Source organism: Xanthomonas euvesicatoria, from assembly GCF_013112235.1.
GTDB classification, from domain to species: Bacteria; Pseudomonadota; Gammaproteobacteria; order Xanthomonadales; family Xanthomonadaceae; genus Xanthomonas; species Xanthomonas euvesicatoria.
The window spans coordinates 1149932-1169485 of the sequence record NZ_JABFFS010000001.1; the positions used below are offsets into that span (position 1 = coordinate 1149932).

A 19554-nucleotide genomic window follows, 5' to 3' on the forward strand; every position below is an offset into this window, starting at 1 on the left:
CGGCACGCGCATGACCGACGAACAAAACATCCCGCCAACACCCAACGGCACCTACGACTCCAGCAAGATCACCGTGCTGCGTGGCCTGGAGGCCGTCCGCAAGCGCCCCGGCATGTATATCGGCGACGTCCATGACGGCACCGGCCTGCATCACATGGTGTTCGAGGTGGTCGACAACTCGGTCGACGAAGCCCTGGCCGGGCATGCGGACGACATCGTGGTGAAGATCCTGGCCGATGGCTCGGTGGCGGTCTCCGACAACGGGCGCGGCGTGCCGGTCGACATCCACAAGGAAGAAGGCGTCTCGGCGGCCGAGGTGATCCTCACCGTGCTGCACGCCGGCGGCAAGTTCGACGACAACAGCTACAAGGTCTCCGGCGGCCTGCACGGCGTGGGCGTCTCGGTGGTCAATGCATTGTCCGAGCACTTGTGGCTGGATATCTGGCGCGACGGCTTCCACTACCAGCAGGAGTACGCGCTGGGTGAGCCGCAGTACCCGCTCAAGCAGCTGGAAGCCTCGACCAAGCGCGGCACCACGCTGCGCTTCAAGCCGTCCGTGGCCATCTTCAGCGACGTCGAGTTCCATTACGACATCCTGGCGCGGCGCCTGCGCGAGCTGTCCTTCCTCAATTCCGGCGTCAAGATCACCTTGATCGACGAGCGCGGCGAAGGCCGTCGCGACGATTTCCATTACGAAGGCGGCATCCGCAGCTTCGTGGAGCATCTGGCGCAGTTGAAGTCGCCGCTGCACCCGAATGTGATCTCGGTGACCGGCGAGCACAACGGCATCATGGTGGACGTGGCCCTGCAATGGACCGACGCCTACCAGGAAACCATGTACTGCTTCACCAACAATATTCCGCAGAAGGACGGCGGCACCCACCTGGCCGGTTTCCGTGCGGCGCTGACGCGCGTGCTCAGCACCTACATCGAACAGAACGGCATCGCCAAGCAGGCCAAGGTCGCGCTGACCGGCGACGACATGCGCGAAGGCATGATCGCGGTGCTTTCGGTCAAGGTGCCCGACCCCAGCTTCTCTTCGCAGACCAAGGAAAAGCTGGTCAGCTCGGATGTGCGCCCGGCAGTGGAGAACGCCTTTGGTGCGCGCCTGCAGGAGTTCCTGCAGGAGAACCCGAACGAAGCCAAGGCCATCACCGGCAAGATCGTCGATGCCGCGCGCGCGCGCGAAGCCGCCCGCAAGGCGCGCGACCTGACCCGCCGCAAGGGTGCGCTGGACATCGCCGGCCTGCCGGGCAAGCTGGCCGACTGCCAGGAAAAGGACCCGGCGCTATCGGAACTGTTCATCGTCGAGGGTGACTCGGCGGGCGGCTCGGCCAAGCAGGGACGCAACCGCAAGAACCAGGCCGTGCTGCCGCTGCGCGGCAAGATCCTCAATGTCGAACGTGCCCGCTTCGACCGCATGCTGGCCTCCGACCAGGTCGGCACGCTGATCACTGCGCTGGGCACCGGCATCGGTCGCGACGAGTACAACCCGGACAAGCTGCGCTACCACCGCATCATCCTGATGACCGACGCCGACGTGGACGGCTCGCACATCCGCACCCTGCTGCTGACCTTCTTCTACCGGCAGATGCCGGAGTTGATCGAGCGCGGCTACATCTACATCGGCCTGCCGCCGCTGTACAAGCTCAAGCAGGGCAAGAGCGAGCTGTATCTGAAGGACGACGCGGCGCTCAACGCCTACCTGGCCAGCAATGCGGTCGAGGGTGCGGCGCTGATTCCGGCCACCGACGAACCGCCGATCACCGGCGAAGCGCTGGAGAAATTGTTGATGCTGTTCACCAGCGCCAACGAAGCGATCGCGCGCAACGCACACCGCTACGACCCGGCCCTGCTCACCGCGCTGATCGACCTGCCGCCACTGGATGTGGAAAAACTGCAGGCCGAAGGCGACCAGCATCCGACCCTGGATGCACTGCAGGCAGTGCTCAACCGCGGCACCCTGGGTACCGCGCGCTACCAGTTGCGCTTCGACCCCGGCAGCGAGAACGCGCCTGCCACCCTGGTGGCCATCCGCCGCCACATGGGCGAAGAGTTCACCCAGGTGCTGCCGATGGGTGCGTTCGAAAGCGGCGAGCTGCGTCCGCTGCGTGAGGTCTCGCTGGCCTTGCACGACCTGGTGCGCGAAGGTGCCCAGATCGTGCGCGGCAACAAGAGCCACCCGATCACCAGCTTCGCGCAGGCCCATGCCTGGTTGCTGGACGAGGCCAAGAAGGGCCGCCAGGTGCAGCGCTTCAAGGGCCTGGGCGAAATGAATGCCGAGCAGCTGTGGGAAACCACGGTCAACCCCGACACGCGTCGCCTGTTGCAGGTGCGCATCGAGGACGCGGTGGCCGCCGACCAGATCTTCAGCACCTTGATGGGCGATGTGGTCGAGCCACGCCGCGACTTCATCGAGGACAACGCGCTGAAGGTGTCCAACCTGGATATCTGAGGCACCCGCATCGGCCGGCACGTCGCAACCGCGGCGTGGTGGCCGGTGCGGTGTTCGCAGGATTGATGATGCGCACCGATCTTCCACCGCCCCCGGCACCACGCACGGTTGCCGGCAAGCCGCCGTTGCTGCCCGTGCTCGTGGGTTTCTGGGTCGACGTGCTCATCGCCGCCGGCCTGCTGTTGACCCTCAGCGTGGCCGGCTTTGCGTTGTGGGGCGCAGTGCGTGGCTTTGGCCACGTACAGGCGGCCAAGGCGCAGGGGCTGACCCCCTCGCCCACCGAGGTCATGGCCGCCATTGGCCAACCCGGTGTGATGGTGCAGCTGCTCACCGCCTTGGTCAGCACGGCCACGCCGGCGCTGCTGTTGTACTACTGGCGCCGCCGCGCCACCGCTGCCGAACAGACCGCCTCGCGGGCTGCCGCGCGTCGCGCCTCCACCTGGGGCTGGACCGCGCTGGTCGCCGCCGCAGTGTTCCTGCTCAGCAACCTGGTCAGCGTGGCGGCTTCGGCGTTGGGCATCAAGCCGGTGCCCACCAACCTGCCGTTGATGGAAGACGCGCTCCAGCAGTGGCCGCTGGCACTGACGCTGTTTGCGGTGGTCATCGCGCCGGCTTACGAAGAACTGCTGTTTCGTCGCGTGCTGTTCGGGCGCCTGCTCGCTGCCGGCCGCCCCTGGCTGGGCATCGTGCTGAGCGGGGCGATTTTCGCGCTGGTGCACGAAGTACCCGGCATCAGCGGCAACGGCCCGGCCGCGATCGCGCAGCTGTGGCTGGTGTACGGCAGCATGGGCGCGGCGTTCGCATGGCTGTACTGGCGCACCGGTACGTTATGGGCGCCCATTGCCGCGCATGGCATCAACAACACCACGGCCCTGGCAGCGCTGTACTTTTTCGGGCTTGGCTGAGTCCACAAGCGGTCACATGCGAGAACCCAGCCGCAGCGGCGCGGCGCCCGGGCACCGAATGGATCCGCACGCTTTGGACAGCCGATCGCCCCGGCCGGGCACGCGTCATCGGCCGCACGGAACCGTTTGACGAAAAGTTAAGACGAGCCTGCCAGAATGCCCCCATGGTTCTAGGGGGATCGAATGAAAGCTAGGCTGTTGATCGTTGTTGCCGTGCTTGCACTGACGGCGTGTGCCACCACAACTTCGCCAACCGGCCGCCGACAGGTGGTGGGCGGGGTATCGCAACAGCAATTGGACCAGTTGGGCGCGCAATCCTTTGCGCAGACCAAGGCCAAGGAAAAAGTCAGCACCGATGGCAAGCAGAACGCCTACGTGCAGTGCGTGGTCAATGCGCTGGTGGCACAACTGCCGCCGCAATGGCGCGAAACCAAGTGGGAAACCGCGCTGTTCGTGGACAACGAAGCCAATGCCTTCGCCCTGCCCGGCGGCAAGGTCGGTGTCAACACGGGCATTTTCACTGTCGCCAAGACCCAGGATCAACTCGCCGCCGTGCTCGGGCATGAGATCGGCCATGTCATTTCGCGCCATCACGAAGAGCGCATCACCCGTCAGCTCGGCGCGCAGACGGGCCTGGGCATCATCGGCGCACTCGCCGGCGCTGCCTATGGCGACGGGGCGGCCAGCGCAGTCAATCAGGTCGGCGGTATGACTGCCCAGACAGTGTTCCTGCTGCCCGGCTCGCGTACCCAGGAAAGCGAAGCCGATGTGGTCGGCCAACGTCTGATGGCCCAGGCCGGCTTCGATCCGGCGCAGGCGGTGACGCTGTGGCAGAACATGATGGCCGCCAGCGGCAATCGCCAACCGCAGTGGCTGTCGACCCACCCCGACCCTGCCAACCGCATCCGCGAACTGCAGGCCGACGTTGCCCAGCTCGAACCGGTGTACCAGCAGGCCAGGCGGAGCGGGCGCGTGCCGCGTTGTGGCTAGTGCTGATAACGACATCCGTGCGGCCGCCGTCAACCTGGACGAACACCGATTCGATGCGACGCTTGCTTGCCTCCCCTGGTGGCGTACGCGCCGCTACACCGGTCAAGGTCTGTTAGCGACGCTAAGACATCGGTTCCCTGCTTCTGATTGCCGCAACACAACATGGAAACCGTTTTCGGGAACTGAGACTTTCTGCTAAGTTTGCCGGCTCAGATTTTTCGTACAGCGCCCATTCCGCTTTTCGTACCGCCCGACGGCGGATCGTCCGAGGTGAAACATGAAACTGCTCAACCGCAAGCAAGCCCTGTTGTCCCTGTTCATCGCCGCGTCGCTGGGTGGGGCTGTCGTCACCGATGCGGTCGCGCAGTCGGACCGTTCCTCCGAACGCGCCAGCCGCAAATCCAAAAGCGGCAAGGCCGAGGAGCTGTACCCGCAGTCGACCCGCCAGGCACCGACGATCAAGCCGTCCTCCAAGTTGAGCAGCAAGCTGCAGAAGCTGATCGAAACCTTCAACAAGGGCGAGGACTACCAAGGCGTGCGCACCCAGGCCGATGAGATCCTGGCCAACAGCGCTGCCAACGACGCCGACAAGGCGCTGGCGGCCCAGCTGGCCGCGCAGGCTGCCTACAACCTGGACGACACCGCCGCTGCCAAGAAGTACCTGCAGCAGGCCATCGGCCTGAACGCGCTGGACAACAACGGCCAGTTCCAGTCGATGCTGATGCTGGCGCAGTTGCAGATGCAGGACGACCAGCAGGCCGAGGGTTTGGCCACGCTGGACAAATATCTGGAAGAGAGCAAGTCGCAGCGTCCGGAAGACCTGATCCTCAAGGGCCAGGCGCTGTACCAGACCGAGCGCTACAAGGAAGCCATTCCGGTGTTGAAGCAGGCCATCGCTGCCTCGCCCGAGCCCAAGGACAGCTGGAACCAGCTGCTGATGGCGTCCTACGCCGAAGCTGGCCAGACCGGAGAGGCCGTTGCGGCCGCCGAGGCGCTGGCCGCCAAGACGCCCAACGACAAAAAGGCGCAGCTCAACCTGGCCAACATGTACATGCAGGCCGACCAGATGGACAAGGCCGCAGGCGTGATGGACAAGCTGCGTGCCTCCGGCCAGTTGACCGAAGAAAAGGAATACAAGCAGTTGTATTCCATCTACGCCAACACCGAGAACAAAGAAAAGGACGTCATTGCCGTCATCAATGAGGGTATGCAAAAAGGCATCCTCAAGCCTGATTATCAGACATACCTTGCCCTGGCCCAGTCGTATTACTACAGCGACGATGTCCCGAAGGCGATCGAAAACTGGCAGAAGGCCGCACCGCTTTCCAAGGATGGCGAGACCTATTTGAATCTGGCCAAGGTGCTGCATTCGGAAGGTCGCATCCCCGAGGCCAAGCAGGCCGCACAGCAGGCGATCGCCAAGGGTGTTAAAAAACCCGAAGACGCCAAGAAGATCATCAACCTGAAGTAAAAAAAGAAAATAAACCCCCGAAATCCCTGTGTTTTTAGTGGTTACAGGACTCGGGATTGGTATAAGCTTGGGAGTTCCTGCGGTGTCAAAGCCGTCCGAAAACCTGGGGATCATCACAGTGATCCGGGCCCCCACTGAAAGAGCCATTGGCGCATGACGGAACAACTCGTTATCCACAGGCATGACTACGATGCCGGGAACCAGGGTCTGAGCTGGGCCCGCATTATCGGCATTGCTTTTGTAATTGCTTTGCACCTCACTGCACTGATGATGTTGCTGATCCCTGCAGTGGCGCCGAAGGCTCCGGCAGAGAAGGAGCGCACCACCATGGTCACCTTGGTGGATGCACCGCCTCCTCCCCCGCCGCCGCCGCCGCCGCCGCCGCCGGAAGACAAGCCGCCGCCGCCGGTCAAGAATCTGTCGCCGCCGAAGCCGTCACCGGTTCCGCCGCCGCCGGAAGCTCCGGTGGTCGACGTTCCCGAACCGCGTCCGAGCGATATCGTCACGCCGCCGAGCCCGCCGAGCCCGCCGGCTCCGCCGAGCGACATTGGCGCCAGCGTCGATATCTCGTCCAAGAACATGAACCCGCCGAAGTACCCGCCGGCTGCATTCCGTGCCGGTGTCCAAGGTGAGGTCATCCTGATCGTGGATGTGGATGCCAGCGGCAACGTGACCAACGTGTCGGTCGAAAAGTCCAGCCGCAACCGCGACCTTGACCGTGCCGCGATGGACGCAGCACGCAAGTGGAAGTTCAACGCCTCCACCGTCAACGGGCAGAAAGCCGCCGGACGTGTCCGCGTCCCGGTCAACTTTGCTCTGAACTGATCCCACGGGCCGGCCACGGTCGGCCCAGGATCCTGTCTTCCTTTCGCTCCACCCTTCATCACCACACACAACAAAGGTAAGCGTCATGCTGCAGGAATTCTTTATCGCCGCCGCTGCAGGGGGCTCCAATCCGTCGGCCGCTCTGTCGCAGATGGGCTTCGAGCACTTGATCACCGAAATGACCTCCAGCCCCGGCGACTTCGCCGTGTCCTGGGTCGTGTTGATCACCCTGATCGCCATGTCCGCTGCCTCCTGGTACTGGACTGTCATCAACATCTTCCGTGCCACCCGCCTGAAGAGCGCGGCTGACCGCGTCACCACCGCGTTCTGGGATGCCCCGAATGCACAGGACGCCATCCGCGCCATGGAAGAACAGCCGGCTTCCGAGCCGTTCTCGAAGATCGCGCTGGACGCGGCCCAGGCTGCTGCGCACCACCAGCGTGCCGAAGGCAGCACCGGTGGCCTGGGCGAGAGCCTGAGCCGTTCGGAGTTCGTCGACCGCGCCCTGCGTCAGGCCGTGACCCGCGAAAGCACCAAGCTGCAGTCGGGCATGACCCTGCTGGCCACCGTCGGTGCGACCGCGCCGTTCGTCGGTCTGCTCGGTACCGTGTGGGGCATCTACGGTGCGCTGATCAAGATCGGTGCGACCGGTTCGGCCTCCATCGACGCCGTTGCCGGTCCGGTGGGTGAAGCGCTGATCATGACCGCGATCGGCCTGTTCGTCGCAATCCCGGCCGTGTTCGCGTTCAACTTCTTCTCCAAGGTCAACAGCTCGGTGATCGCCAAGTTCGACACCTTTGCCCACGACCTGCACGACTTCTTCGCCACCGGTTCGCGCGTTCGCTAATCCGGTCGTCAAGAACGCCTTCGCAACGATTTAGACGGAGCCCGTTATGGCCTTCAGTAGTGGAAACAGCGGTGGCCCGATGGCCGACATCAACGTGACGCCCCTCGTGGACGTCATGCTGGTGCTGCTGATCATCTTCATCATTACGGCACCGCTGATGTCCCATAAGGTCAAGGTGGAGCTGCCAGAGGCCAACTTGATCCAGAAGGAAGATGCGGAGAAACGCGCCGCGCCGATCACTCTGGCCGTCAAGGAAGATGGGTCGCTGTACTGGAACGACGAGCCGATTTCCAAGGAAGCCCTGGAGTCGCGCCTGTCCACCGCTGCACAGCAGACACCGCAGCCGCCGCTCAACCTGCGTGGCGACCGCACGACCAAGATGCGTACGATCAACGAGATCACCAAGATCGCGCAGGGTCAGGGCATGCTGGACGTCGGTTTCGTTGCAACCAAAGTGAAGGGGCAGTAAGCCATGGCATTTAGTACTGGTGGAAGCCGTGGGCCGATGGCCGACATCAACGTCACGCCCCTCGTGGACGTGATGCTGGTGCTGCTGATCATCTTCATCGTCACCGCGCCGATCATGACCTACCCGATCGCCGTGGATCTGCCGCAGCGGGTGCTCAACCCGCCACCGCAGACGACCGAACCGCCGCCGCCGATCGAGTTGCGTATCGACGCCAGCAACCAGGTGTTCTGGAACAACAGCCCGACTCCGGTCGATGTGTTGCAACAGAAGATGGAAGAAGTGGTGCAGGCCGATCCGACCAATCAGCCGGAACTGCGCATCGATGCAAATCCGGATGCGGAGTACGAGGTGATGGCCAAGGTGCTGGCCGCTGCGAAGAACTCGCAGATGAAGAAAATCGGCTTCATGCAGCAGTAAACGTATCTGCAAGACCGCAACACAACAGTCATGACGCGACTGCAACGCCACCGGAAACGGTGGCGTTTTTTTATGTGTGCTTCGACCCGAACGCGTTAATGGCAGCGCTTGTAGACCCTTCAGCGCCCAGCACCCCATTGCCGAGCTGATGCCGTGCCGCCAGCGCGCCGCACCGGCGTCGAGTTGCCGACGCAGGTCGTAGGTGTATGCTCGGCCGTGCAGCACCCACGATCACAGCACGGGAGGCAGTCATGGCTTTCAGTACGACAGGGAATCGGGGACCGCTGGCGGAGATCAATGTCACGCCGCTGGTGGATGTCATGTTGGTGTTGTTGATTATTTTCATCGTCACCGCACCGATGGTGACGCGGACAATCGCGGTGGATCTGCCGCAGCACAGTTCGCAAGTGACCACACGGCCGGAGCCGCCTGCACCAATCGCCTTGCGTGTGGATGCCGACGGACAGCTGTTCTGGAACGCCAACCCGGTGACCTTGCAGGAACTCCAGTCCAGGTTGATCGAGCAGATGCAGGCAACTGCAGGACATCAGCCGGAACTGCGCATCGCCGCCAGTGCGGATGCCGAGTATGCCGTGATGGCCAGCGTGCTGGCGGCAGCGAAGAACGCGTAAGCGCAGCGCATCGCCTTCGTGCAGTAGTTTCTGCAAGCGCGTATTGCGCTTGGCCACGTGCAGTGCATGCAACAACGCACGATGCGGTCGCCCAGGCGCCGCATCGCGGCTTCGGACGCGACAGGTATGGGGAGTTAATCGAGGTTGTTTCTCACCGGCAGCAGCTGGCCGTCGCTAACCAGGCGCTCGTCGTGATGTTCCTGCGTAGCATCCACCACGCGAACGTGGTCGTCGCCAACCCGGGCATCGATCATCGATGCCGACGTTAGCGCATGGACTCAAGCGCCAACGTGGCTGCCACGCAGGATGCCGACGTACGCGCGCACGCTTGCATCCAATCCCTGGTACAAGGCCTCGCTGATCAAGGCGTGGCCGATGGACACTTCCAGCACCCCCGGCACAGCGGCGAGAAAATCGCCAAGGTTGGCTTGCGACAAATCGTGCCCGGCATTGATGCCCAGGCCTGCGGCACTGGCACGCTGCGCGGCATCGGCGAACAGCGCCAACGTGGCATCGGCCTGGCCGCTGGCGTGCGCGTGGGCATACGGGCCGGTGTACAACTCGATACGGTCCGCACCGAGCGCGGCTGCGCGGGCGATGTCCGGGTTACCCGCATCGACGAACAGGCTGACCCGGCTGCCCAGCTGCTTGAACGCGGTGATCAGCTCGGCGAGCTGCGTGGTGTCCTGCGCAAAATGGAAACCGTGATCGGAGGTCAGCTGCCCGTCGCCGTCCGGCACCAGGGTGATCTGCTGCGGGCGCGTGGCACGGCACAATTCCAGCAACCCCGGGTAGCCTGCGCGCGGTGGCGCGAAGGGGTTGCCTTCGATATTGAATTCCACCGCCTGCGCGCGCGTGAGCGCACTGAGCGCCAACACGTCGTCGGCGCGGATATGCCGCTGGTCCGGGCGCGGATGCACGGTGATGCCGTGCGCGCCGGCGGCAATGCAGGCGCGTGCGGCCTGCACCACGTCCGGGTCGGTGCCGCCGCGCGAGTTGCGCAGGACTGCAATCTTGTTGACGTTGACGCTGAGCTGGGTGGTCATGCGGTGATCAGGCCTGCGGCTCGCTGTCACGTGCGGCGGCCAGGGCGGCCGACTTGCGTGCTTCTGCCAGCTCGCGCAGGCGGCGCAGCTCGGCCGGGTCGATCATGCTGCTGGTATCGCGTTGGGTGTCGCCCATGCGCGAGGCGAACCAACCGCGCGTCCACAACAGCAGCAGCACCAACGCCACCAGCAGCGAGACCACCAGCAACCACACGTGCGGCGTGCTGAAAGCCAGCACCAGCGCACCCAGTGCCATAAGCAGAAACAGCCAGTGCATGACGCGCTCCCCCGTTGAGTGGCGGCAGTGTAGCGCCGCGCCCGGCGCGGTTCCACGTGGGCGCCTCACCGTTGGTCAGAGCAGCGGCGACAACAGCCGGGCGAAGGCCTCCGGCAGGCGCGAGCGCCATAACGGCCGATGCCGCGCGAATTGCACTTCCTGCGCCTGCTGCAGATCGGTGCCGATCAGCCCGGCCATCTCTGCCGCCACCGCTTGGTCGCGGAACAGCATCGACAACTCGAAATTCAGCCGGAAGCTGCGGCTGTCGAAATTGGCACTGCCGACGATGCAGACATCGTCGTCGGCCAGCAGCGCCTTGGTATGCAGCATGCGCGGGCCGTACTCGTAGATGCGGACACCGGCTTCCAGCAACTCGTCGAAATACGAACGCGCCGCGTAGGTGACCAGGCGCGAATCGCTCACGCGCGGCACCAGCAGGCGCACGTCCAGCCCGCCGAGCGCGGCCGAGGTCAGCGCCATGCGCGCCGCTTCGCCGGGCACGAAGTACGGAGTGACCAGCCACACGCGGTGCTTGGCTTCATGGATGGCGGCGACCATCAGGCGGTGGATCGCTTCCCACGACGAATCCGGCCCGGACACCAGCACCTGCGCATCCACCGTGCCTTGCGCGCGGGTGGGCACATCGTCCGGCCACAGCTGCTGGCCGTGGAAGGCCGCGCGGCCCTGGCCGGTGGCATAGAGCCAGTCCTCCAGGAACACCAGCTGCAGACTGCGCACCACATGGCCTTGCAGGCGCACGTGCAGATCGCGATACGCCTGCTTGCGCACCTGTTCGTTCTCGTCGTCGGTGACGTTGATGCCGCCGGTGAAACCCACGCGGCCATCGATGACGATCACCTTGCGGTGGGTGCGCAGGTTCAACCACGGCCGCTTGAATGGCTTGAGCAATTGCGAGGGATGGAGCCAGGCGGTTTCCACCCCGGCCTCGCGCAGCGTGCGCAGTGCGCGTCGGGTCATTGCCGATGAGCCGATCGCATCCATCAGCAGCCGCACCTTGACTCCGGCACGGGCACGTTCCATCAGCGCAGCGCAGATCGCGGTACCGCTGTGGTCGGGCTGGAAGATGTAGTACTCCAGATGGATATGGTCGCGTGCGCCCCGGATCGCTTCGATGATGGCGGCATACGTGGCAGCGCCATCCACCAGCCAGTGCACTTCGGTGGCGCTGCTGGGCGCCAGCCCGGTGGTGGACTGGGCGATCTTGGCCAGCTCGGTACAGTCGGCATCCGGCGGGCAGACGCTGCTGTAGCTCTCCATGCCCGAGCGCGAGCGCCCGCGCCGCAGCCGCTGCCGTTTGACCTTTTGCGGGCCCAGCCAGTAGTAGATCAGCAGCCCCAGGTACGGCAGCGCCGCCAGCGACAACACCCAGCTCAGCGTGGCCACCGGTTCGCGCTTCTGCAGCACGATCCAGCCGGCGATCCACAGCAGATACAGCACATAGGCGGCCAGGAGGAGCGCTTCGAGGTGGGGAATGGTGGCCAGCCACTCCCACGCGCCCTGTGCAAGTGCGAGCATGCGCGGATTCTACGGGGCGCATGCGGTGTTGCGATGATCACTGCCCGCGTGAGCGAGGTGGCGATGGCGGCGGCGGCACGCAAACGCTGCCGATAGCGGCCTGCACGCGCCGGTGCCCTCGAGCCGGCAAGACCTGCCCGTTCTGCAGGCGTCGGTCGCGTGCCCGGGCGCTTCCAGCCCTGGATGGCATTCGCCAGAGCGCACTGCAGCGCTGGCGGCCAACCTGCCGGGGAAGCGCCGTGTGGGGCGCCGATACCGCGTTGCGCGCCGTGCCCAGGCGGCAAGCCTGGCCGCAGCGCACGCGGTGTCTCCACGCGCCATAGGACGCTTCGCACTCACCTCAAAGTACATGACACGCTCTAGGATGAGCGCCGGAATGCAAGGCTGTCGCGCGAAGGCTGATGGATGTCCAGGACAACCCGCCTGTTTGAACTGCTTGGCCTGCTGCGCGCGCACAGACGGCCGGTGTCGGCAGCTGCGCTGGCGTCCGAGTTGGGGGTATCGCAGCGAAGCGTCTACCGGGATATCGACACCTTGCGCGCGCTCGGTGCGCCGTTGGAGGGCCAAGCCGGCGTTGGCTATTACCTGAAGCCGGGATTCTTCCTGCCATCGCTGGCGTTTTCGCAGGAGGAACTGGATGCGGTCATGCTGGGCCTGGATTGGGTCAAACAACGCGCCGATCCTGCCTTGGCCAGATGTGGTGAAAGCGCCCTGGCGAAGATCTTGTCTGCCAGAAGGCACGGCGATGGCGTCGGCACAGACATGGCGCCAGCGGCGATTCTGACCGCCGCTTCCACATCCGAGTCGGTCGATCATCCGCAGACCGCCGTGTTGCGCGAGGCCATTCGGCGGCAATGCAAACTGGCGATCGGCTATGTCGATGCGCACGACACGCCCTCCGAGCGCATCGTCTGGCCGATCGCCCTGGTGTATTTCGACGACGTACGCGTCCTGGCGGCCTGGTGCGAGCGCCGCTGCGCGTTCCGGCATTTTCGTGTCGATCGGTTGCAGGTGCAGGCACTGCTGCAAACGCGTTACCCGCACTCGCGCCAGGCGTTGGTGAAGCAATGGCGAGAGCAGGACCGCGACTGGCGTTCGCTACTGACAGTTTCTGACACGCCGCAACGCTAGCGTGTGTTGGCCGCTTCCACTGCGAGGAAGCCAGACCAAGGAGACTGACATGGTTGCGTTTTTACCCGATGCGCTCGGTGCGTTCCTGGATGACGAGGACACCTCGGCAATCGTCATGTTGAACCTGATTCGCTTCCAGGCCGATGGTGGCCGCGAGCGCTATCACCAGTATCTACGGTTGGCCACGCCCATCCTGGCCCGGTTCGGCGCGCACATCGTCTTCAGTGGCGATGGCCTGCCGGTGCTGACCGCAGGCCAGGCACAGCCGTGGGATGCGGTCACCCTGGTGCAGTATCCGGGTCGATCCGCCTTCAAGCAGATGATTGCCGATGCGGAGTATCAGCACGCCTTCGAAGTGGGACGTTCGGCAATTGCCGAGATCGTGCTGCAACCCTTCCACGGCATCAGGTTGTAGCCTTCTGCTGGACGCGTTGCAGCGCGCTTGCCGGCGCTGGCGCATTGGTCCTGCTGCCGAACGCGTTGCCTGCGCGTCGGGGCCAGGGCCACTGCAGGCAGCGCGGACCCGGCAGGATCAAAACAAGTCCAGCTGCGGCGTGTCCGGTCTGGGTGGACGGAACTGCGTGGTATCGAGCCTGGGCAGCCGCCCGAATCCAAGGCGCCGATACGCGATGGAAAACCGCTGCGCGATCAGTTCTGCAAACGGGCCTTCGCCGACCATGCGCTTGCCGAAGCGGCTGTCGTAGTCCCTGCCGCCGCGCATCTGCTGGATCAGGCTCATGACATGCTTGGCACGATCGGGATAGTGCAGCTCGAGCCACTCGCGCCATAACTGGGTGAGCTCGTGCGGCAGGCGCAGCAACACGTAGCCGGCCGAACGTGCGCCGTGGGCTGCGGCCGCCTCCAGGATGCGCTCCAGTTCCTTGTCGTTGATCATCGGGATGACCGGAGCGACCAGCACGCCCACCGGTACGCCGGCAGCGTGCAGCGCCTGCATCGCGCGCAGTCGCGCGTGCGGCGCGGCGGCGCGCGGCTCCATCTTGGCCGCGAGGCGATTGTCGAGCGTGGTGACCGAGAAATACACCGACACCAGGTTGTGCTGCGCCATCTCGGCCAGCACATCGATGTCGCGTTCGATCAACGCTGCCTTGGTCACGAAGCTGACCGGGTGACGGGCCTGCGCAAGCACTTCCAGGCATTGACGGGAAATGTGCAGGCGCCGCTCGGTGGGCTGGTAGGCGTCGGTATTGATCCCCAACGCGATCGGCGAGCACTGGTAGGACGGGCGTGCGATCTCTGCGCGCAGCAGCGCTGCCGCATTCGGCTTGGCGAAGATCCGCGTTTCGAAATCCAGCCCTGGCGACAGATCCAGATACGCGTGCGAGGGCCTGGCAAAGCAGTACACGCAGCCGTGCTCACATCCCCGGTACGGGTTCACCGACTGCGAGAAGCCGATGTCGGGCGAGTTGTTGCGGCTGATGATGCTGCGCGCGATTTCCTCGGCCACCACGGTCTTGGGACGCATGGCGGCCTCGCCGTCGGCATCGAGCGCGCCCCAGCCATCGTCTATCTCGACGGCGGTGGTGACCGCGAAACGGCCGGGCACGTAGGCGGTGGTGCCGCGCCCCTTGATGACCGTACGCGAGCTGCGGACATCGCGCTCAGCTGCCGCGCTCGCGCCGGGGAAAGAGTTCTTCTGCATGCCGTTAGTATTCTTACTAACGATGCCTGGTGCAAGCGACGTGTACCGGTCCGAGGAGCGAGCACGACCGCTACGACGCGGTGCAGGGCGCAGTCGCAGCGGAGGAATGGAGAATCGGGAAACGGGAATCGGCAAAGCAACAGCAACAGCAACAGCAACAGCAAAAAGCGCCGCCGTTGCGATTCCCGATTCCCGATTCCCTATTCCCCGCCGTAAAGCGCCTGCGCCGACTGAAACAGAATCCAGCTGGTGGCAATGAACTTGTCGCCGCCGACCGGGCGGTTGCCGCGGTGGGTGTGGGTGAAGGCGGTGGGAGCGATCAGCAGGCTGCCGGTGCGTGGGCGCGCCTTGCGTTGCTGGAACAGGAATTCGGTTTCGCCCTGCTCGAATTCCTCGTTGAGATACAGCGTCCACAGCAGATGCCGATGCAGCGTGTCGGCATTGGCATCGCGCGGATACAGCTCGCAATGCCAGTACGGGTAGCCGCCCTGGTCGGCGGTATACCACTGCAGATTGATCGCACCCGGGCGCAGGCAGGTGCGTGCCAGATCGCCCAGCGCCTGGTCGCTCATCTGCACGATATCCTCGGCCACCAGGCGATGCGCTGTGCCATCGGCGGTGGTGACCTGCAGCATCAGCGGTGAAATCAACGCCTGCGGATACTGCCGCAGATACGTGAGCACGCCATCGAACACGGCCTGTTGCAGGCGGTTTTCCACTTCCGCCCATTCGGCCATCCCACTGATGCGCAAGTCGCGGCTGTGTTTGAGGTCGGGAAAGACGCCGCCACCGATGCGGCCGGGATGCAGCTGCTGGCTCTGGCGCATGCGCTGCACGATGGCCACGCACTCTTCGCGCGCGATGGCGTTGTCGGTGATCTGGATGAAGTCGGGTTGGCTCATGCGCCTGACCATAGCAATCTGGCGCGCCGGCTGCAGCGTGCGACAGGCGGTGCGTGCCGGCGGGATCAACACGCGAGGTTGTCGGGATCACCCGTGCGTGGCCCGGTAGCGCCACCGCGAACGGTGGACAAGCGCGGTGCCGAGGCGATGTGTCCTGCCTGCTTTGCTTGTTGCTTGTTGCCCGTTGCCCGTATCGTGGGTGGAGCATGCAAGGCGCCAAAGAAAAACCCCGCCGAAGCGGGGTTTTTCGTCACGCAACGCGTGCTGCGGCGATCAGAACTTGTAGTTGATCGAAGCGGCCAGCACGTCGCCCTTCACGTCGTAGCTGCCGGCCAGACGGTCGCCGGTGGCGCTGCGGGTGTCGCTGGTCGGGTCGCTGGTGAACAGGTGGGTGTAGCCGAAGTTGTACTCGGTCTGCGCCGACGGACGCCAGCTCATGCCCAGCGAAACCCACTTGCGGCTCGCGTCCGGCACGCGCACGTCGCGGTGTTCGGCCGTGGTCGGGGTCTGGTCGTACGCCAGGCCGCCGCGCAGGGTCACCGTGTCGCTCATGCGGTAGTCGGCACCGATCGAGGCGAAGGTGGTGTCGCGGTAGGAGAAGTCCAGCACGCTATCGGGCTGGTTGGAGGCGAAGTCCACGGTCACCTGGTCGAACTTGCTCCAGGCGGTGCGGGTGACGTCGGCCATGATCGACCACTGCTCGTTCACGTTATGCGTGAAGCTGGCGGTGGCGCTGGCCGGCAGCTTGACGGTGGCGCGGCCCTTGGTGTCGACGAAGGTACCCGGCGCGGCTACGCCCAGCACGGCAGCAGCACTGCCCGGCACGGTGAAGTCGGCGGTGCCGTCGGTGATCTTGTGTTCCACCTGCGAGCGGTAGCTGAAGCCGATGTGGGTGTTCTCGTCGATGCTGAACAAGCCGCCCAGGGTGAAGCCCACTTCGGTGCTGTCGCCCTTGATGCGCGAGTAGCCATCGGCGCTGCCCGGCGCGAAGCCCGGCACGCGGCGCGCAGCCAGCACGCTGCCGAAATCCACGGCGTTGGCCAGGTCGATATCCAGACGCTCGGCGAACACCGAGGCACCGAAGGACACGTACGGGTTCACGTCATAGGAGAACGCGACGTTGAAGTCGATCGCCTGCAGCTCGGTCTTGGTGCCGTGGTAGCGGCCGACCCAGTCGCGGTCGTATTCGGTCTTGAAGCCGAACGGCACGGTCAGCGAGGTGCCCAGGTGCATGTTGTCGTTCTCGCCGAACGGCACGTGGAAGTACATCGCCGGGACCGGCGCGATCATGCCGGCGTCGCCGCCGTTGCCGCCGGAGACCGGAGCGCCGTTGGCGTAGGCCGCGGTGTCGGGCTGGAACTTGGCCGAGAAGCTGATGGCGCTGACGTCGGCCTGGAACAGGCGACCGTCCAGCTGGCGCATGCCTGCCGGGTTGTTGGCGATGATGGAGGCATCATCCGGGGCGCTGCCCGAACCTGCGAATGCGCGGCCAAGGCCCTTGGCGCTGTTTTCCTTCAGCTGGAACGCGGCGCCGTGCGCCTGACCAACGGCCAGCACGCCAGCGATACCGACGGCCAACAGGGTGGCGCGGCTGAGAGTGGAAGCGGTAGACATAAGTTGTAGCTCTCCGGATAAGGACTGCAATGGTCGGTTCAGCGCCCGCGTCCAGCACCAATCCAGTGCCCGGAGCGCGCCGGAGACCCCCCCCCGACATACGACGCCGTACGCAGTATACCCATGACGATTAACCGAACAATAACGAGGCGCGCGCTGAACGTGCCGTCAGGTTAGGGCTGGGTTCAGCAGCGTGGACCGGCTATTGTCGCCGTCCGATGTTCGTCTCTCTTCCTTCCCGCAAGAAACCCACCCCGCGCTGGGCAGTGCCGTTGCTGTTCGCCACGGTGTGGCTGGCGTATCTGTGGTCGATCAGCCGGCCGGGCGAGGCGCGCAATACGTTGTGGCTGGACTGGGGCGCGCTCTCCAGCGGGGTCTCCAATCTGGGCGACTGGTGGGCCACCTTGCGCGACGGCAGCGTGCTGCGCCTGTTCACGGCGCTGTTCCTGCACGCGGACTGGTCGCATCTGCTCGGCAACCTGGTGTTCCTGCTGATCTTCGGGCTGCCGGCCGAACGCATCCTGGGCCCGTGGCGGTTGTTGCTGCTGTTTCTGGTCGGCGGCGCGGCCTCCAACCTGGCGGCGATCTTTGCCATCGGCACGCCGGACCGGGTGATCATCGGCGCCTCGGGTGCGGTGTCGGCGTTGATCGGCACGTACCTGGCGCTGTTTCCGGGCGCCAAGCTGGGCGTGGTGCTGCCGCTGGGCGTGTTTCTGGAATTCATTCGTGTGCCGGCGCCGCTGTTGATCGGCGCCTGGGCACTGCTGCAGGTGGTGTTCGCCTATATCGGCCCGGCGTTCGGCATGGTGGCGTGGTCGGCACACATCGCCGGCTTCGTGTTCGGCATCGTGTACGGCCTGTACGTGCGCGCGGCAATCGCGCGGCGGCTGCGCAAGCGCCACGGTTTCTGAGCCGCGCAGCATCCGGGCTGTAGCGGCAGGCCGCACCCCATGCGTGGCCGAGGTACCGGCACGATGCCGCGCACGTCGCTGTCCAGGCGCGCGCCTATAATCGTGTGCATGTCCAAGTCTCTGTACAAAGTCACCTTCCTCAATCACGGCAAGGTGTACGAGCTCTACGCGCGTGAGGTCACCGGCAGCCATCTGTGGGGCTTCAACCAGATCGGCGAGCTAGTGTTCGACGTGCACGACGGGCTGGTGGTGGACCCCACCGAAGAACGCCTGCGCGAGGAATTCGGCAATACCAAGACCTTGCACCTGCCGATGCAGAGCATCGTGCGGATCGAAGAAGTGGAGAAAAAAGGCCAGTCGGTGATTCGCGATGCCACCACCGGCGACAAGGTGGTCACCCCGTTCCCCTCGCCGATCAAGCCACGCTGATGCGCATTGTGGTGCCCGACGACTACCAGGGCGCCGTCGCTCAGCTGCCCTGCCTGCAGCAGATGCAGGGCCACCAGGTGCAGGTGCTGGGCGCGTTGGGCGCGGAGCTCGACGCGCGTGCCGCATCTCTGGCCGACGCCGACGCATTGGTATTGATCCGCGAACGCACGCGCGTGGATGCGGCGCTGCTGCAACGGCTGCCGCGGTTGAAACTGATCAGCCAGACCGGGCGCGTTGGCGCGCATGTGGATGTGGCGGCGTGCACCGCATCGGGTGTGGCGGTGGCCGAAGGCGTCGGCTCGCCGGTGGCGCCGGCCGAGCTGACCTGGGCGCTGATCCTGTCGGCCAGCCGTCGGCTGACCGACTACCAGCATGCATTGCAGCAGGGACGCTGGCAGGCGCTTGGCGATCCCGGCCTGGGCCGCGTGCTGCATGGGCGCACGCTGGGGATTTGGAGTTATGGGCGGATTGGCCAACGCGTGGCCAGCTTCGGGCGCGCGTTCGGCATGCAGGTGCTGGTGTGGGGCGGGCCGGCATCCTGTGCGCAGGCAGCGCGCGATGGGTTCGCGGTTGCGGGCAGCCGCGAGGAACTGTTCGAACGCAGCGACGTACTGTCGCTGCATCGGCGCCTGACTGCGCAGACACGTCATGACATCACCGCACAGGATCTGGCGCGCATGCGCGCCGACGCGTTGCTGGTCAACACCAGCCGTGCCGAGTTGATCGCCCCTGGCGCCCTGCTCGCTGCGTTGGACGCGGGCCGGCCGGCGCAGGCCGCGCTGGATGTGTTCGAGCACGAGCCGGTGCTGGACCCGCGATCCGCTGCTGCGGCATGCGCGCGTGCTGGCGACACCGCATCTGGGGTACGTGGAGCGCGACAGCTACGCGCTGTATTTCGCCGCGGCGTTCGACAATGTGCTGGCGTTCGCGGCGGGCACACCGCGCAACCTGGTCAATCCTGAGGTGTTGGCCACAACCCAGCGGGTGTGATTCCGCGCTGGGTGAGCGCGGCCCGGAAGCAGCCGACCAGCCGCGCG

19 protein-coding genes and 1 pseudogene are annotated in these 19554 nt (G+C 65.0%); 14 read left to right on the forward strand and 6 right to left on the reverse strand.

Annotation, left to right across the window (positions count from 1 at the left end; translation table 11 throughout):
• The first annotated feature begins 10 nt into the window (after nt 1-10).
• From gyrB to HLH45_RS04850, 9 genes are all read left to right on the forward strand, one after another.
• The gene (gene gyrB / locus HLH45_RS04810; protein WP_008572975.1) at nt 11-2455 is read left to right on the forward strand and encodes a DNA topoisomerase (ATP-hydrolyzing) subunit B; all 2445 of its coding nucleotides are present in this window, start codon (nt 11-13) and stop codon (nt 2453-2455) included.
• Between the two features lie 68 nt (nt 2456-2523).
• Nucleotides 2524-3360, forward strand: a complete 837-nt coding sequence (locus HLH45_RS04815; protein ID WP_031420453.1) for a CPBP family intramembrane glutamic endopeptidase — start codon at nt 2524-2526, stop codon at nt 3358-3360.
• 183 nt (nt 3361-3543) lie between these two features.
• A complete protein-coding gene (locus HLH45_RS04820) occupies nt 3544-4350 on the forward strand; it encodes a M48 family metallopeptidase (RefSeq protein WP_031420454.1) in 807 nt (268 codons plus the stop codon).
• Between the two features lie 277 nt (nt 4351-4627).
• Nucleotides 4628-5821, forward strand: a complete 1194-nt coding sequence (locus HLH45_RS04825; RefSeq protein WP_008572970.1) for a tetratricopeptide repeat protein — start codon at nt 4628-4630, stop codon at nt 5819-5821.
• A gap of 153 nt (nt 5822-5974) precedes the next feature.
• Nucleotides 5975-6646, forward strand: a complete 672-nt coding sequence (locus HLH45_RS04830; RefSeq protein WP_005912443.1) for an energy transducer TonB — start codon at nt 5975-5977, stop codon at nt 6644-6646.
• 85 nt (nt 6647-6731) lie between these two features.
• Entirely contained in the window at nt 6732-7493 is a 762-nt protein-coding gene (exbB, locus tag HLH45_RS04835; protein ID WP_005912445.1) for a TonB-system energizer ExbB, read from the forward strand.
• A 46-nt stretch (nt 7494-7539) separates the two neighbouring features.
• Nucleotides 7540-7962, forward strand: coding sequence for an ExbD/TolR family protein (locus tag HLH45_RS04840; protein ID WP_005912447.1), 423 nt, complete (start codon nt 7540-7542; stop codon nt 7960-7962).
• A gap of 3 nt (nt 7963-7965) precedes the next feature.
• Entirely contained in the window at nt 7966-8379 is a 414-nt protein-coding gene (locus HLH45_RS04845; protein ID WP_005912449.1) for an ExbD/TolR family protein, read from the forward strand.
• A 251-nt stretch (nt 8380-8630) separates the two neighbouring features.
• Complete coding sequence (locus tag HLH45_RS04850) at nt 8631-9011, forward strand: ExbD/TolR family protein (protein WP_008572965.1); 381 nt, start codon at nt 8631-8633, stop codon at nt 9009-9011.
• A gap of 278 nt (nt 9012-9289) precedes the next feature.
• Here HLH45_RS04850 and HLH45_RS04855 read toward each other — a convergent pair whose 3' ends face one another.
• The 3 genes from HLH45_RS04855 to cls form a co-directional block, all read right to left on the reverse strand.
• A complete protein-coding gene (locus tag HLH45_RS04855) occupies nt 9290-10057 on the reverse strand; it encodes a pyridoxine 5'-phosphate synthase (protein WP_008572961.1) in 768 nt (255 codons plus the stop codon).
• A gap of 7 nt (nt 10058-10064) precedes the next feature.
• On the reverse strand, nt 10065-10334 hold the full coding sequence (locus HLH45_RS04860) for a hypothetical protein (RefSeq protein WP_008572960.1): 270 nt from the start codon (nt 10332-10334) through the stop codon (nt 10065-10067).
• A 75-nt stretch (nt 10335-10409) separates the two neighbouring features.
• Nucleotides 10410-11870, reverse strand: coding sequence for a cardiolipin synthase (cls, locus tag HLH45_RS04865; RefSeq protein ID WP_008572957.1), 1461 nt, complete (start codon nt 11868-11870; stop codon nt 10410-10412).
• Between the two features lie 405 nt (nt 11871-12275).
• Here cls and HLH45_RS04870 point away from each other — a divergent pair, with 405 nt between their 5' ends.
• Both HLH45_RS04870 and HLH45_RS04875 read left to right on the forward strand, forming a co-directional pair.
• Nucleotides 12276-13001 (forward strand): helix-turn-helix transcriptional regulator, encoded by a 726-nt coding sequence (locus HLH45_RS04870; RefSeq protein ID WP_008572955.1) that lies wholly within the window; start codon nt 12276-12278, stop codon nt 12999-13001.
• A 49-nt stretch (nt 13002-13050) separates the two neighbouring features.
• Nucleotides 13051-13416, forward strand: coding sequence for a DUF1330 domain-containing protein (locus tag HLH45_RS04875; RefSeq protein WP_008572954.1), 366 nt, complete (start codon nt 13051-13053; stop codon nt 13414-13416).
• 117 nt (nt 13417-13533) lie between these two features.
• Here HLH45_RS04875 and HLH45_RS04880 read toward each other — a convergent pair whose 3' ends face one another.
• The 3 genes from HLH45_RS04880 to HLH45_RS04890 form a co-directional block, all read right to left on the reverse strand.
• Nucleotides 13534-14661 (reverse strand): PA0069 family radical SAM protein, encoded by a 1128-nt coding sequence (locus tag HLH45_RS04880; RefSeq protein WP_008572952.1) that lies wholly within the window; start codon nt 14659-14661, stop codon nt 13534-13536.
• A 200-nt stretch (nt 14662-14861) separates the two neighbouring features.
• A complete protein-coding gene (locus HLH45_RS04885) occupies nt 14862-15563 on the reverse strand; it encodes a 2OG-Fe(II) oxygenase (protein WP_029818096.1) in 702 nt (233 codons plus the stop codon).
• A 273-nt stretch (nt 15564-15836) separates the two neighbouring features.
• Nucleotides 15837-17177 carry an outer membrane protein transport protein gene (locus tag HLH45_RS04890; protein ID WP_011345782.1) on the reverse strand — a complete coding sequence of 447 codons (1341 nt, stop codon included), beginning with the start codon at nt 17175-17177 and terminating at the stop codon, nt 15837-15839.
• Nucleotides 17178-17395: 218 nt separating this feature from the next.
• Between HLH45_RS04890 and HLH45_RS04895 the strand changes: the two genes are divergently transcribed.
• From HLH45_RS04895 to HLH45_RS04905, 3 genes and pseudogenes are all read left to right on the forward strand, one after another.
• The gene (locus HLH45_RS04895) at nt 17396-18088 is read left to right on the forward strand and encodes a rhomboid family intramembrane serine protease (protein WP_003482177.1); all 693 of its coding nucleotides are present in this window, start codon (nt 17396-17398) and stop codon (nt 18086-18088) included.
• Between the two features lie 108 nt (nt 18089-18196).
• A complete protein-coding gene (locus tag HLH45_RS04900) occupies nt 18197-18517 on the forward strand; it encodes a DUF1820 family protein (protein ID WP_008572943.1) in 321 nt (106 codons plus the stop codon).
• Nucleotides 18517-19507: pseudogene (locus tag HLH45_RS04905) on the forward strand (D-2-hydroxyacid dehydrogenase family protein). The gene HLH45_RS04900 and the pseudogene HLH45_RS04905 overlap by 1 nt, the downstream one beginning before the upstream one ends.
• The last annotated feature ends 47 nt before the right edge of the window (nt 19508-19554 follow it).